At 52.2% G+C, this 14,618-nt stretch carries 13 protein-coding genes and 3 tRNA genes; 9 read left to right on the top strand and 7 right to left on the bottom strand.

Translation table 11 applies throughout. The annotated features are described in order from the left end of the window. Nucleotides 1-133 precede the first annotated feature (133 nt). Complete coding sequence (gene purR / locus PMI17_RS21425) at nt 134-1,159, top strand: HTH-type transcriptional repressor PurR (RefSeq protein ID WP_007892755.1); 1,026 nt, start codon at nt 134-136, stop codon at nt 1,157-1,159. On the opposite strand, the gene punR is transcribed toward purR, so the two are convergent. Then, nucleotides 1,156-2,067 (bottom strand): DNA-binding transcriptional activator PunR, encoded by a 912-nt coding sequence (gene punR, locus PMI17_RS21420; RefSeq protein WP_007892754.1) that lies wholly within the window; start codon nt 2,065-2,067, stop codon nt 1,156-1,158. The two genes, purR and punR, sit on opposite strands and share 4 nt — an antisense overlap. Nucleotides 2,068-2,177: 110 nt before the next feature. Between punR and punC the strand changes: the two genes are divergently transcribed. Together punC and cfa are read left to right on the top strand one after the other, a co-directional pair. Beyond that, the gene (gene punC / locus PMI17_RS21415) at nt 2,178-3,380 is read left to right on the top strand and encodes a purine nucleoside transporter PunC (protein WP_007892753.1); all 1,203 of its coding nucleotides are present in this window, start codon (nt 2,178-2,180) and stop codon (nt 3,378-3,380) included. Nucleotides 3,381-3,682: 302 nt separating this feature from the next. Continuing rightward, on the top strand, nt 3,683-4,831 hold the full coding sequence (gene cfa, locus PMI17_RS21410) for a cyclopropane fatty acyl phospholipid synthase (RefSeq protein WP_007892752.1): 1,149 nt from the start codon (nt 3,683-3,685) through the stop codon (nt 4,829-4,831). Between the two features lie 51 nt (nt 4,832-4,882). Here the strand turns inward: cfa and PMI17_RS21405 are convergent, their stop codons facing one another. Continuing rightward, entirely contained in the window at nt 4,883-5,527 is a 645-nt protein-coding gene (locus PMI17_RS21405; protein ID WP_007892747.1) for a riboflavin synthase, read from the bottom strand. Between the two features lie 197 nt (nt 5,528-5,724). Between PMI17_RS21405 and PMI17_RS21400 the strand changes: the two genes are divergently transcribed. The 6 genes from PMI17_RS21400 (at nt 5,725) to PMI17_RS21375 (ending at nt 9,799) form a co-directional block, all read left to right on the top strand. Then, nucleotides 5,725-7,098 (top strand): MATE family efflux transporter, encoded by a 1,374-nt coding sequence (locus tag PMI17_RS21400; protein ID WP_007892739.1) that lies wholly within the window; start codon nt 5,725-5,727, stop codon nt 7,096-7,098. 152 nt (nt 7,099-7,250) lie between these two features. Continuing rightward, nucleotides 7,251-7,327: transfer RNA gene (locus tag PMI17_RS21395), tRNA-Val, on the top strand. A 3-nt stretch (nt 7,328-7,330) separates the two neighbouring features. Further along, a tRNA-Val gene (locus tag PMI17_RS21390) sits at nt 7,331-7,407 on the top strand. A gap of 19 nt (nt 7,408-7,426) precedes the next feature. Beyond that, nucleotides 7,427-7,503 (top strand) — tRNA-Val (locus tag PMI17_RS21385). Nucleotides 7,504-7,844: 341 nt separating this feature from the next. Further along, nucleotides 7,845-9,257: a pyruvate kinase PykF gene (pykF, locus tag PMI17_RS21380; RefSeq protein ID WP_007892737.1), complete on the top strand. Its 1,413-nt coding sequence runs from the start codon at nt 7,845-7,847 to the stop codon at nt 9,255-9,257. A 305-nt stretch (nt 9,258-9,562) separates the two neighbouring features. Then, the gene (locus tag PMI17_RS21375; protein ID WP_007892735.1) at nt 9,563-9,799 is read left to right on the top strand and encodes a major outer membrane lipoprotein; all 237 of its coding nucleotides are present in this window, start codon (nt 9,563-9,565) and stop codon (nt 9,797-9,799) included. A 75-nt stretch (nt 9,800-9,874) separates the two neighbouring features. On the opposite strand, the gene PMI17_RS21370 is transcribed toward PMI17_RS21375, so the two are convergent. The 5 genes from PMI17_RS21370 to sufC all read right to left on the bottom strand — a co-directional run bounded on the left by PMI17_RS21370 (nt 9,875) and on the right by sufC (nt 14,611). Beyond that, nucleotides 9,875-10,894: a L,D-transpeptidase family protein gene (locus PMI17_RS21370; RefSeq protein ID WP_007892734.1), complete on the bottom strand. Its 1,020-nt coding sequence runs from the start codon at nt 10,892-10,894 to the stop codon at nt 9,875-9,877. Between the two features lie 61 nt (nt 10,895-10,955). Beyond that, the gene (sufE, locus tag PMI17_RS21365) at nt 10,956-11,372 is read right to left on the bottom strand and encodes a cysteine desulfuration protein SufE (protein ID WP_007892732.1); all 417 of its coding nucleotides are present in this window, start codon (nt 11,370-11,372) and stop codon (nt 10,956-10,958) included. A gap of 20 nt (nt 11,373-11,392) precedes the next feature. Then, nucleotides 11,393-12,616 (bottom strand): cysteine desulfurase SufS, encoded by a 1,224-nt coding sequence (gene sufS / locus PMI17_RS21360; protein ID WP_007892727.1) that lies wholly within the window; start codon nt 12,614-12,616, stop codon nt 11,393-11,395. Continuing rightward, nucleotides 12,613-13,890 carry a Fe-S cluster assembly protein SufD gene (gene sufD, locus PMI17_RS21355; RefSeq protein WP_007892724.1) on the bottom strand — a complete coding sequence of 426 codons (1,278 nt, stop codon included), beginning with the start codon at nt 13,888-13,890 and terminating at the stop codon, nt 12,613-12,615. The genes sufS and sufD overlap by 4 nt, the downstream gene beginning before the upstream one ends. Further along, nucleotides 13,865-14,611, bottom strand: a complete 747-nt coding sequence (sufC, locus tag PMI17_RS21350) for a Fe-S cluster assembly ATPase SufC (RefSeq protein ID WP_007892722.1) — start codon at nt 14,609-14,611, stop codon at nt 13,865-13,867. Before sufC ends, sufD begins: the two co-directional genes overlap by 26 nt. Nucleotides 14,612-14,618: the final 7 nt, after the last annotated feature.

The following is a 14,618-nucleotide window of genomic DNA, read 5'->3' as shown; positions in this document are numbered from 1 at the left end:
GCATGATGAAGTGATTTCGCCTGCTAAACACCCCCATTTCGCCCGCTTTTTGGGCTGTAAAAGCATTAGCAGACGCAAACGTTTAACAATATACTTATCAGTAAGTTGCGATAATCCCAGGAGTACCATTTTCATGGCAACAATTAAAGATGTCGCGAAGCGCGCCGGTGTTTCAACCACCACGGTTTCGCATGTCATCAACAAAACGCGTTTCGTTGCGGAAGAGACGCGTAACGCCGTATGGGAAGCGATCAAAGAATTGCATTACTCGCCAAGTGCCGTGGCGCGTAGTCTGAAAGTGAATCACACCAAAACTCTGGGCCTATTGGCAACGTCGAGCGAAGCGCCCTACTTTGCCGAAATTATTGAAGCGGTAGAAAATCACTGCTTCGATCGCGGCTATACGCTGATTCTCGGCAACGCGCACAACGATTTGCAAAAACAGCGCGCTTATCTGTCAATGATGGCGCAAAAACGCGTCGATGGTTTGCTGGTGATGTGTTCTGAGTATCCGGACGATCTGCTGCAAATGCTGGAAGAGAACCGCAATATCCCGATGGTGGTGATGGATTGGGGCGCTTCACGCGGTGATTTTACCGATACCGTGCAGGACAACGCGTTTCAGGGTGGCTATCTCGCGGGGCGTTATCTGATTGAACGCGGTCATCGCGACATTGGCGCGATTCCCGGCCAGATGGAGCGCAACACCGGCGGCGGACGTCACGCGGGTTTCCTGCAGGCGATGAACGAGGCGGGCATTGCGGTACGTCCAGAATGGGTGGTTCAGGGCGATTTTGAACCTGAATCAGGATACCAGGCGATGCAGCAGATTTTAAACCAGAAACAGCGGCCAACCGCCGTATTCTGCGGAGGCGACATCATGGCCATGGGCGCGATTTGTGCCGCCGATGAGATGGGCTTACGCGTACCACAGGATATCTCGGTAATTGGTTACGACAACGTGCGCAACGCGCGCTATTTCACTCCAGCCCTGACAACCGTGCACCAGCCGAAAGCCGAACTGGGTGAAAAAGCGCTGGAAATGCTATTGGATCGCATCACCAGCAAACGCGAAGATCCGCAAACCATTGAGGTGCAGCCAACGCTGATTGAGCGTCGCTCAGTGGCGGATGGCCCGTTCCGCGACTATCGCCGCTAAACCGAGACTTCGCTGAGCCATTCGTGGTTCAGCGTTTCAGCATCCCCGAGATATACCAGTAACCATTCCAGTGCCGGTGACGCACGTTGTTCAGCCCAGCTGACGCAACACGGACTATCCGGAAAGGCTTGCGGCAACGGCAATTCTACCAACCGGTGATTATTCAGCAGCGGCCGCGCCAGATGACCCGGCACCATTCCCACGCACAATCCCGCCTGCAGGCACTCCAGCCCGGTTTCCCAATCCGGCACCACCAGCCGCCGCTGATTATCCAGCGTCCATGTCATACGACGCGGCAGCGCACGCGAGGTGTCTTCCAGCACCAGTGATGGCCACGCACGCAGCGTTTCATCATCCAGCAGTTCACTGTTGACCAAAGGATGATCGGGGCTCACCACGCAGCGCCAGTTAAGCGCGCCCATATCCTGAAAAGCAAAGCGCCCGCCGACCGGGATCGCCTGAGTGGCACCAATCGCCACATCAACACGTCCGTCAGCCAGGGCATCCCACACGCCATTGAACACCTCAAAGCTGATGATCAACTCCATATCTGGAAAATGACGATAGAAATCCTTTACCAGTTGTCGCGTGCGCTGCGGTTTTACAATGCAGTCAACGGCTATGCTTAACTCACCGCGCCAGCCATTGGCGAGCTGCTGGCACTGCCTGCGCGTTGCCAGCATTTTTTTGATAACAGACCGCCCCTCCCGCACAAAATGTTCACCGGCCGGCGTCATTACCACCTCGCGATGTTGACGTTCGAACAGCGGCACCGCCAGCCAGGTTTCAAGCTGACGCACCGTATAGCTGACGGCAGAGGGCACGCGATGGAGCTCCTGCGCCGCTGCGCTAAAACTACCGGTGCGCGCCACGGCATCGACCACTTCAAGTGCATATTCTGACCACATAATTTTGCCTTCAAAAATTTTAACAGCACTGTGCAAATATTAGCGTTTCACAAAGCGTGCTGCATCCTTTTACACTCCCCGCCGTTCAACCTGCCCAAAAGAGAATCAACATGTTGTCGTCTAAAGCATTTATGCCTTACCTTGCCGTGCTCAGTATGCTCGGCTTTCTTGCCACGGATATGTATTTACCTGCTTTTGGCGATATGCAGCGTGATTTTGCTAGCGCGCCGGGCACCATCAGCGCCAGCCTGAGCCTGTTTCTCGGCGGCTTTGCTTGCGCGCAGGTTTTTTGGGGGCCGTTGTCGGATCGTTACGGTCGCAAGCCCATTCTTCTTGCCGGCCTGGCCATTTTCGCGCTCGGTTGTTTGGGGATGCTATGGGTTACTGACGTACGCCTGATGCTGGCGCTGCGCTTTGTACAGGCGATTGGCGTTTGCGCCGCAGCCGTGAGCTGGCAAGCGCTGGTGGTGGACCACTATCCTAAAGCGAAAGCGAACAAAGTCTTTGCCACCATTATGCCGCTGGTTGCGCTCTCCCCAGCGCTGGCACCGCTGTTAGGTGCGTGGCTAATCAGCCACTTCCACTGGCGCAGTATTTTCATCGCGCTTACGCTGATCGCGCTGCTATTACTGATTGGTACGCTGCAGTTAACGACAGTGAAACGCGAAAAAGTCACCAGTGGCCAACAACCTGGCTGGTTAACCTTGCTGGGCACCCGCGTTTACAGCGGCAATGTATTAATTTACTCCGCTTGTTCAGCGAGTTTCTTTGCCTGGTTGACAGGTTCGCCCTTTATTCTCGCCGCTGCGGGTTTAACGCCGGGCGATATTGGCCTGAGTTACATCCCTCAAACCATTGCTTTCCTTATCGGTGGCTTTGGCTGCCGGGCGATGTTAAATCGTTATCAGGGGGCACAACTACTGCCGTGGTTGCTGGTGGTGTATAGCCTGAGCATCCTGAGCCTGTTTGTGATTGCCCTGATGCCATCAGCCCCGCTGTTTGTGTTGTTAATGCCCTTCTGCGGTATGGCATTGGCCAATGGCGCCATCTACCCAATTGTTGTCGCCAGCGCATTAGCGCCCTTCCCGCATGCCACCGGCAAAGCCGCGGGTTTGCAGAATCTTTTCCAGTTAGGTTTATGCTTCGCCGCCAGCCTGTTGGTATCAGCCGGGCTGGAGAAGGCGCTGTTCAACACCACATTAGTGATGGTGGCAACGGTCGTTTTGGCATGGGTCGGCTTCATCTGCCAACGCGCAATAAGCGCACAAAGTGATATTGCCCACACTTCCCGTCCCTGCGAAGATAATCAGTAAGGCAACGATTATCGTTAGCAAACTAACGATAACCCGTTGAATATTGACCCACGTGAGCATATACTCTGTGGGTCCGTATTTCTGCTATAAATCAATAATATAAATGTAATACCTTTAGCGACTCTGTCGCGGGATGGCGTCTGCACGATACTCCAGTGTTGCGTCAACGTTTTCTCATCAAATTCATACCTCTGTAAAACGTCGGATTTCTGGCGCACGGATTTTCCGTGAGTTCTCTCACAGGTCTTGGGAAATTGGCTATTCTTTTTCTCAGGTTCAGATCGGAAGGTGATGGAGAAGCTATGAGTTCATCTGTTATAGAAGAAGTGAGCCTTGAAGAAAACCACTGGTTTCGGATCGTCAATGAACTGCTAGAGCGCGCTGATATTGCAGTTAATGGCACTCGTCCCTGGGATATTCAGGTAAAGCATCCAGATTTTTTTAAACGCGTACTTGAGGAAGGATCGCTCGGTTTAGGTGAAAGTTACATGGATGGTTGGTGGGAGTGCGAACAACTCGACATGTTCTTCCACCGCGTATTAAAACACCATCTGGATAAACAATTACCACGGCATTTTAAAGATACGTTGCGTATTGCAGCAGCGCGTCTCACTAATTTGCAGTCAAAGAAACGAGCCTGGATTGTCGGTAAAGAACATTATGATCTCGGTAATGATCTCTTCACATTGATGCTTGATCCCTACATGCAATATTCATGTGGCTACTGGAAAGAGGCTGACACCCTGGAAAACGCGCAGCAGGCAAAACTGGATATGATTTGTCGCAAGTTGCAACTTGAACCAGGCATGACATTGTTGGATATCGGCTGTGGTTGGGGTGGTCTGGCAGAATATGCGGCACGCCATTATGGGGTAACCGTGCAGGGTGTCACTATATCCGCCGAGCAGCAAAAACTGGCACAACAACGCTGCGAAGGGTTAGATGTCACTATCTTGTTGCAGGATTATCGCGACCTCAATAATCAATATGATCGTATTGTTTCCGTCGGGATGTTTGAACACGTCGGGCCGAAAAACTATGCCACTTATTTTGATGTTGCCGATCGCAATCTCAAGCCAGACGGCATATTTTTGCTGCACACCATTGGTGCCCTCACCACGGATATGAACGTCGATCCATGGATTGATAAATATATATTCCCGAATGGTTGCCTGCCGTCGGTGCGGCAAATTGCCGATGCCAGTGAACCACATTTTGTTCTGGAAGATTGGCATAATTTTGGCGCGGATTACGATACAACGTTAATGGCCTGGTATGAACGTTTTCAGACAGCATGGCCGCAGTTAGCCGAGAACTATGGCGAACGTTTCAAACGGATGTTCGACTATTATCTCAATGCCTGCGCGGGTGCGTTTCGCGCGCGGGATATACAGCTGTGGCAGGTAGTCTTTAGTCGTGGCAAGGATGGCGGATTACGCGTTGCGCGTTAATAAAGATTATTAAGTCAATCAAGGCGCCGCTCGGCGCCTTTTTTATCACCGCTATTCTGCGTTATCAGCCTGCGCCAGAGCCGCCACTTCACGCTGTGCCAGCACACGCTCAACCGTTTCCACAATTGCCTGAGTATGAGGATCAATTTCAATATTGACCTTCTGCCCGAACTTCTTCGCACCCAGAGTGGTACGCTCCAGCGTTTCCGGAATCAGATGGACACAGAATTTGCTTTTAGTGACGTCGCCCACCGTCAGACTTATTCCATCGATGCCGACAAAGCCTTTATGCAGAATATATTTGATCTGCGTGGCGTCCTGTAATTTAAACCAGATTTCGCGATTATTTTCTGACTGGATAATTTTGCAGATTTCCGCCGTGGTCATAATATGACCAGACATTAAATGACCGCCAATTTCATCACTAAACTTTGCCGCACGTTCAATATTCACTACGTCACCAACCTTTAATTCACCCAGGTTGGTAATGCGCAACGTTTCTTTGATCAGATCGAAACTCACACGATCGCCATCAATCGCCGTCACCGTCAGGCAGCAGCCGTTGTGCGCCACCGATGCGCCCAACGCCAGGCCGGGTAACAGTTCTTCCGGCAAACGTACAATATGCGTACGAAACAGATCTTTTTCTTCAATGCCGACAATTTCAGCCGTGCCTTGCACAATTCCAGTAAACATAATCTCAGCCTCTGCAAAGTTTGCGTCAGTTTATCACAGCTTACCGGCCACAGCTTAATTTGGCGGAGTTCAAACTTTACACAAATTGCTAAACAAAATGCGATCAACGTTTGGCGGATGCCAACGCTGCCGCTACACTATGCCGCGCATTCTATGGGGATTTCTCCCACTCTCTTCTTTAATTAAGCAGGTGTTACGTGCAGAAGTATTTTACAGAAGCGCGTCAATTGCTGGCCCTCGCGATCCCGGTCATCCTTGCTCAGGTGGCACAGACCGCGATGGGTTTCGTAGATACTGTTATGGCCGGTGCGGTAAGCGCCACGGATATGGCCGCCGTTGCTGTCGGCACCTCTATCTGGCTTCCCGCCATTCTGTTTGGTCACGGTCTTCTACTGGCTTTGACGCCTACCGTTGCGCAACTCAACGGATCGGGACGACGCGAGCGTATCGCGGAACAAGTGCGCCAGGGATACTGGATGGCAATGGGTGTCGCGCTATTAATCATGGTGGTGCTGTGGAACGCCGGTTATCTGATTAACACCATGCATGATATCGATCCTGAATTGGCCGCCAAAGCTGAAGGATATCTGCATGCGTTGCTGTGGGGCGCGCCGGGTTACCTGCTGTTCCAGGTGATGCGCAACCAGTGTGAAGGGCTGTCGAAAACTAAACCGGCGATGCTGTTGGGTTTCCTCGGCCTGATGGTGAACATTCCGCTCAACTATGTGTTCATTTACGGCCATTTTGGTATGCCGGCTTTAGGCGGCGTGGGCTGCGGTGTGGCAACGGCTTCAGTCTATTGGGTGATGTTCCTTGTGATGCGCTTCTGGGTGAAACGCATGGCAAGCATGCGCGATATTCGCATGAAAACTCGCTGGTCCCCACCCTCTCGCGCCATTTTATCCCGGCTGTTCACGCTGGGATTGCCGGTGGCTTTAGCGCTGTTCTTTGAGGTTACGCTGTTTGCTGTGGTAGCACTGCTGGTATCACCGCTCGGCATTGTGAAGGTGGCTGGACACCAGATTGCGCTCAACTTTAGCTCTTTGATGTTTGTGTTGCCGCTGTCGCTTGGCGTGGCGACCACCATTCGCGTTGGCTATCGACTCGGCCAGGGTTCGGCCGAACAGGCGCGCGTCGCCGCGTGGACCGGACAAGGGGTTGGCATCAGTATGGCGGCGATCACCGCGCTGTTTACCGTGATTTTCCGTCATGATATCGCCGGACTCTATACCGCTAATCCGGAAGTGATAACTCTGGCCGCGCAACTGATGCTGCTGGCCGCGATCTATCAGTTCTCGGATTCGATTCAGGTGATTGGCAGCGGTATTTTACGTGGCTATAAAGATACGCGATCAATCTTCTTCATCACCTTTATTGCCTACTGGGTATTGGGTTTGCCGGTGGGCTATGTGCTGGCGATGACCGATTGGGTGCTGCCAAAACTCGGTCCAGCTGGTTTCTGGTGCGGCTTTATTATCGGCCTGACCTCGGCGGCCGTAATGATGATTTGGCGTATCCGACGTTTGCAGCGCTTACCCGCTCAGGTGATCCTGGCGCGCGCCGCGCGCTAACTGACTGAACGCACATTAATTGGCAGGCAACGGCTAAAAAAACGACGCATAGCACAGTTGCTGGTCAGTCGTAGGGGAAAAACACTTTTTCCCCTTGCCAGCTTCACGGCCTGCCGTTAATATTCGTCCCCGCTGTCGCCTGACAGCATGTTGCGCTCTTAGCTCAGTTGGTTAGAGCACCACCTTGACATGGTGGGGGTCGATGGTTCGAGTCCATTAGAGCGCACCAAGTGCGTCCGTAGCTCAGTTGGTTAGAGCACCACCTTGACATGGTGGGGGTCGGTGGTTCGAGTCCACTCGGACGCACCAATTATTGAATTTCCTGAATGCGCTCTTAGCTCAGTTGGTTAGAGCACCACCTTGACATGGTGGGGGTCGATGGTTCGAGTCCATTAGAGCGCACCACTCTGTTTTATCTCCTTGCGCAACATCCTTTTCTTGATCTGCATCGTCTTTCTTACGCCGCTTTTATATTGGTTTTCGCATACTTAGCGACTATACTATGCCGCGTTGTTCCACCTGAAAGGTTTCAGCGCTAACGTGCCTATGCAAACAACTCCAATGATTTGCGCAACACTGCTCGGTCAGTTCCCTCGCGTACTGCATAACTTCTCTGCACGCTTTGCTTTCGTCTCCTATTCTTATTTCTGTGAAATCCGTTCCAACACCATAAATATTCTCACTTCGGTGCCCAGTGCATCGAATCCCGACCTTTATCATCCATCACAACTTATAGAAAACCTGACATGAAAAAGACCAAAATCGTTTGTACTATCGGTCCAAAAACCGAATCTGAAGAGATGCTGACCCAACTGCTGGAAGCAGGCATGAACGTAATGCGCCTGAACTTCTCTCACGGGGATTATGCTGAACATGGTCAACGCATCACGAATATGCGTGCCGTTATGGAAAAAACCGGTCGTCAGGCCGCTATTCTGCTGGACACTAAAGGTCCGGAAATTCGCACCATGAAACTGGAAGGCGGCAACGATGTTTCGTTGAAAGCCGGACAAACCTTCACGTTCACCACCGACCAATCCGTGATTGGTAACAGCGAACGCGTTGCCGTGACCTACGCCGGTTTCACTGAAGATTTGAAAATTGGTAACACCGTACTGGTCGACGATGGTTTGATTGGTATGCAGGTCACTGAAGTGACTGAAAACACCGTAGTGTGTAACGTGCTGAACAACGGCGACCTGGGCGAGAACAAAGGCGTTAACCTGCCAGGCGTCTCCATTCAGCTGCCTGCTCTGGCAGAAAAAGACAAGCGTGACCTGATCTTTGGTTGCGAGCAAAATGTTGATTTCGTTGCGGCCTCCTTTATCCGTAAGCGTTCTGACGTGCTGGAAATTCGTGAGCATCTGAAGGCAAACGGCGGCGAGCACATCCAGATCATCTCAAAAATCGAAAATCAGGAAGGCCTGAACAACTTCGACGAAATTCTCGAAGCATCTGACGGCATCATGGTTGCTCGTGGTGACCTTGGCGTTGAGATCCCGGTAGAAGAAGTGATCTTCGCGCAGAAGATGATGATCAAGAAGTGTAATAAAGCACGCAAAGTAGTTATCACCGCTACGCAGATGCTGGATTCCATGATCAAGAACCCACGCCCTACCCGCGCAGAAGCCGGCGACGTAGCCAACGCCATCCTTGATGGCACCGATGCGGTGATGTTGTCTGGTGAGAGTGCAAAAGGCCGTTATCCGCTGGAGTCGGTCACCATCATGGCGACCATCTGTGAGCGTACCGATCGCGTGATGAAATCTCGCATCGATTCACTGCAGGATTCCCGTAAACTGCGCATCACTGAAGCTGTATGCCGCGGTGCGGTTGAGACTGCAGAAAAACTGGAAGCACCACTGATTGTTGTAGCCACTGAAGGCGGTAAATCAGCTAAAGCCATCCGTAAATATTTCCCGGATGCCACCATTTTGGCACTGACTACCAACGAAACCACTGCGCGCCAGCTGATTCTGAGCAAAGGTATCGAAACCCATCTGGTGAAAGAAATTGCTTCAACTGATGATTTCTACCGCATTGGTAAAGAAATGGCGCTGGAAAGCGGATATGCGCAGAAAGGCGATGTTGTGGTAATGGTTTCAGGTGCATTAGTACCAAGCGGAACGACAAATACCGCTTCCGTACATGTCATCTGATTAGCAACTGAATTTTTATTTAAAAAGCGCCTTTTCCAGGCGCTTTTTTTATTGATCGGGTAATACAAATATCGGAAATTTCCAATCGAAATTAACTATTCAAAATCTCGTATGATTAAGGTTAGTCCGATTAAATCTCTCTGTTTTAGCTAATTATTTTCATCATCTTCTGCGAAATGCTGTTTCTTTGAGCGAACGATCAAATTTAAGCATGTTCTCATCAAAAATTTATTCTCAACTCAAAAAGCTTTGTGTAATACTTGTAACGCTACATGGAGATTAACTCAATCTAGAGGGTATAAAGAATGAATCGTACTAAACTGGTACTGGGCGCGGTAATCCTGGCTTCAACTATGCTGGCTGGTTGCTCAAGCAACGCTAAAATTGACCAACTGTCTTCAGACGTTCAGACTCTGAACGCTAAAGTTGATCAGCTGAGCAACGACGTGAACGCAATCCGTTCTGACGTTCAGGCTGCTAAAGATGACGCAGCTCGTGCTAACCAGCGTCTGGACAACCAGGCTCACTCTTACCGTAAGTAAGAGTTCTGGTTTGAAAAATGGTGCCCTTGTGGCACCATTTTTTTTGCCCTGATTCTGCGTTGCACTGGTCCGAATTCAGGGTTGAGCTTTCGCACTTTTCACTTCATCAATGCTGGCTTGCTCAGCACGCTTCCCCTGCTCCGCTGGCAATGTGCTCTCATCCGTTACCGGTTCTCCGCTGCTCACTAACACCGGCATGCCTGAACGTCGTACTATCGCCTCCTTAATCAACGCCGTATCGCTCTTAGCGCTGTGAGTGAAAGCTTTAAGCTGCGCAGACTGCGCTATGGGCATGGTTTGCGGATCGTCCTTGTCATTACGTGACAATGGCTGATGCACTTCAACGTAACGCTTTCCGTCCGGCTCAATCGCGTATTTGACTGGCTGATTGATCACCTGCACGCGAGTACCTTTCGGCACGCTGTTAAACAGGGCTTCAATGTCATCAGGACGCAGGCGAATGCAGCCGGAACTCACGCGCATGCCGATACCAAAATCGGCGTTGGTGCCATGAATCAAATACTGGCCCGTTCCGCGTGCCAGACGCATGGCGAACAGCCCCATTGGGTTATCTGGCCCTGCCGGTACTACGCCCGGCAACGTAATACCCTCTTTGGCATAACGCTTGCGGATATTGGTGGTTGGCGTCCAGGTAGGATTAGGGATTTTCTGGCTGATGCTGGTCACCATGGTGGGTGTCATTGCACCTAGCTGGCCAATTCCTATCGGATACACAACGACACGATCTTCATCTTTTGGATAGTAGTAGAGACGCAGTTCAGCAAGGTTAATCACGATGCCTTCACGGGGCGCATCGGGTAGCAGCATCTGCAGCGGTACGGTTAATTGCGTACCTGCTTTCGGTAGCCACGGGTCAACACCGGGATTCGCTTCCAGCATGCCAAGCATGCCAATCTTATAACGCGCTGCAATGCTTTCTAGCGGCCGTTTGTCATCCGGCACAAGGGTCAGGGTATTTTCACCAATTAAACGGCTATTATCGGCTGGCAGGGGATATTCTGTGGCAAATGCAGGTGCAGAGAGTCCGCAACAGGACAACAGCAATGCACCGGCTAAACGTAAGGCAGGTTTCATGCAATTTTCTCTTTGTCGGATAGAACAGACCCCGGTCAAGCCGGGGTCTGCAGAGTGTAACTTAGCTGAGGGTCTGAGCGTTATGCCGGATCGCGCGGATCATTGCTTCAAGCCCCTGCGAACGCGAGGGAGTGAGGTGTGAGGTCAGCGCTAATTCGCCGAACCAGTGACGCACATCGAGATCGAGAATCTCTGGCGCCTTAAGCCCTTGATACAGACTAAATACCACTGCAATCAACCCCTTAACGATGGCGGCATCGCTGTCACCTTCTAAGGCGATGGTGCCATCAGCCTGCGGGGTCATGCGTATCCACACCTGGCTTTGACAACCTGAAATCACGTGTTCAGGCTGCTGTAAGCTTTCGGAGGATTCTGGTAATTTCCCACCGAGCTCAATGATGTAGAGGTACTTCTCTTCCCAGTTAGCGCAACGGTTAAAGTTACGTACCAGTCTCTCTTTATCTGGCAAATTCGCCATGGATCACTCCTGAAATCTGCTCAACCGCCCAGCAGACGATGAATACGGGTCAAACCTGCGGCCAGGCGATCGGCTTCTTCTTCGGTGTTGTAGAGCGCGAAGGAGGCACGACACATGGCTGGCACCGCGTAATGACGCATCAGCGGCATCGCGCAATGATGGCCGGTGCGGATCGCAATACCGTATTGATCAAGGAAACTGCCGACATCAAACGCATGATGCTTGCCGAGATTAAAGGCCACCACACCACTGCGACTTTCCGGACCATAAATCACCAGATCCGGGACTGACGCCAGTTTATCCAGCGCATAACGCATCAGCATTGACTCGCGCTGATGAATCGCATCCAAACCTAACTCAGTAATCCACGTCAGCGCCGCGCCAAGACCAATAATGCCGCCAGTGTTTGGCGTACCCGCTTCAAAGCGCCACGGCGTGGTGTTCCAGGTTGTGCCCGTTGGCAACACAACCTCAGAAATCATCGAACCGCCGCCTTCCCACGGTGGCATGATCTCCTGCAGCGCTTTACGCGCGTACAGCACACCAATACCGGTCGGACCGTAGATTTTATGGCCGGAGAACGCGTAGAAGTCGCAGTCGATATCCTGCACATCCACCGCGTGATGCATCACCGCCTGCGCGCCGTCCACCAGCGTAACCACGCCAGCCGCTTTGGCCTGCGCAACGATCGCTTTCACCGGATTGACCGTGCCGAGCACGTTAGAAACGTGGGTCACCGCCAGCAAACGGGTACGACTGTCGATTAAGCCGCTGAGTTGCTCCAGCGCCAGTTCACCCTGCGCGTTAAGCGGCAGTACGCGAATCTCTGCGCCAGTACGCTGTGCCACCATCTGCCACGGCACGATGTTAGCGTGATGCTCCATCTCGGTGACGATGATGTTATCGCCCGGCTGCAACTGACTGCCACCCCAGCTGTTCGCCACCAGATTGATGGCTTCAGTGGTGCCTTTGACGAAGATGATCTCTTCAGGCGTTGATGCATTAAGAAAACGCGCCGCTTGATGACGCACGTTCTCCATGTCGGTGGTCGCCTGGGCGCTCAACGAATGGATACCGCGGTGCACGGCTGCATAGCCGTGCTGATAGAAATAACTTTCCGCATTGATGACCGCGAGCGGGCGCTGTGCGCTGGCCGCGCTATCAAGGTAGGCCAGCGGATGTCCGTTGACCTCACGTTTCAGAATCGGAAATTCCGCTCTGATGCGTTCGAGATCGAAACTCATGACTCAACTCCCGGGATACGCGCGGCAATGCGCTGCAGCACCACCTGACGCAGTACCGGATTCTCCAGCGTTTCGGTGAGTTCAGCGGCAAATGCATGGATGATCATACGCTGTGCGGCGGTCTCATCGATGCCGCGCGAGCGCAGATAGAACATCTGCTCTTCATCAATACGACCAATGGTCGCACCGTGGCTGCACTTCACGTCATCAGCATAGATCTCCAGCTGCGGCTTGGTGTCCACTTCCGCCAAACGGCCCAGCAACAGGTTGTTGTTGGTCATTTGGCCGTCGGTTTTCAGCGCGTGAGGTGCCACTTTGATCATACCGTTAAACACCGCACGGCCTTTGTCGCGCGCGATGACTTTGTGCATCTGACGGCTAATGCAGTGGCCTTTATTGTGCTCAAGATAGCTGCGGGTATCGCAGACTTCCTGATTCACCGGTAAAGACAGGCTGTTGATCGCCAGATTGGTATTTTCGCCATTCAGCTGTGCACTGGTATTGTGACGCGATAAGCCAGCACCCAACAGGAAGCTGGTGGTGCTCACATTTGCGTCACGGCCCATCACCACATCATTGTGCGCAAAGTGATATGACTTTTCGCTCTCAAATGACAGTTTGATGTGCTGAAGTTTGGCATTATCCGCTACGTCGAACGTGAAGCGTGCGCCAGTAAAGTGCGCCACATCATTCAATGTTACGTAGTGCTCAATCACTTCCGCTTCTGCGCTGGCTTCCAGCTGCAGATGGTGACGATGATGCACGGTATTGGTGCCTGCATCCTGCCCGCTGGTAATGTGCAGCAGGTAAAGTGGCTTAGCGGCTGATTTACCACGCGCCAGACGAATGGTTGTGGCTTCTTCCGCCAAACTTTCGGTCAGATGCAGGAACACTTCCGGCTGAATCGGTGCCGGCAGCGGACGACGCTCAGAAGCTTGCGCATGTTGAATGTCAAACAGGCCAGTATCACGGCTGCTTAACTCGGCCTGGAAACGACCATCAACGAACACCAGGCGCACTGCATCAATCGGCAATGCCAGCGCATCAACCTGCTCAGTGCTCACTTCCTGCGGCTGCGGCAGAACAAACTGCTGCGCCAGCAGACCATCAAGCGGCGTGTATTTCCAGTTCTCGTGCTTACGCGTCGGCAAGCCGACACGCATCAGTTGCTGCCAGTGCTGCTGCGCCTGTAACGAACGCACGTCACCGCGCGATTCAAACAGGTGGTGCCACTGCTGCAGGGCGTTATCACTCTTGGTCGGTAAGCCAGCCATAGCCTTGCTCCTCCAACTGTTTCACCAGTGAGAAATCGCCAGACTTAACGATCTTGCCCTGATACAGCACGTGCACGTGGTCTGGCTTGATGTAATCCAGAATGCGCTGGTAATGCGTAACAATAATGAATGAACGCTTACCGTCGCGCAGGCTGTTAACGCCTTCTGCCACGATTTTCAGCGCATCGATATCCAGACCGGAGTCAGTTTCGTCGAGGATACACAGCTCAGGTTCCAGCGCCGCCATCTGCAGGATGTCATTACGCTTTTTCTCACCGCCAGAGAAACCGACGTTAACTGAACGGGTCAGCAGATCTTCCGGCATCTTCAGCAGCTGGATTTTATCTTCGATAAAGTCCTGGAAGTCGAAACGATCCAGCGGATCCTGCTCACGGTATTTACGTACTGCGTTGACTGAAGTCTGCAGGAAGAACTGGTTGCTGACGCCCGGAATCTCTACCGGATACTGGAACGCCATGAAGATGCCTTCACCGGCACGCTCTTCAGGCTCAAGTTCCAGCAGGTCTTTACCTTTAAACATGACCGAACCGCCAGTGACTTCGTAATCTTCACGACCCGCCAGCGTTGCAGACAGGGTACTTTTACCTGAACCGTTCGGTCCCATGATGGCGTGGACTTCGCCCGGCTTCACTTCAAGGTTCAGACCGCGCAAAATCTCTTTGTCTTCAACGCTAACCTGCAAATCTTTAATGCTTAACATACTCTTT

It is taken from the genome of Pantoea sp. GM01, from assembly GCF_000282675.1.
Classification (GTDB): Bacteria; Pseudomonadota; Gammaproteobacteria; order Enterobacterales; family Enterobacteriaceae; genus Pantoea; species Pantoea nemavictus.
This window is presented reverse-complemented; position numbering and strand designations above follow the sequence as displayed.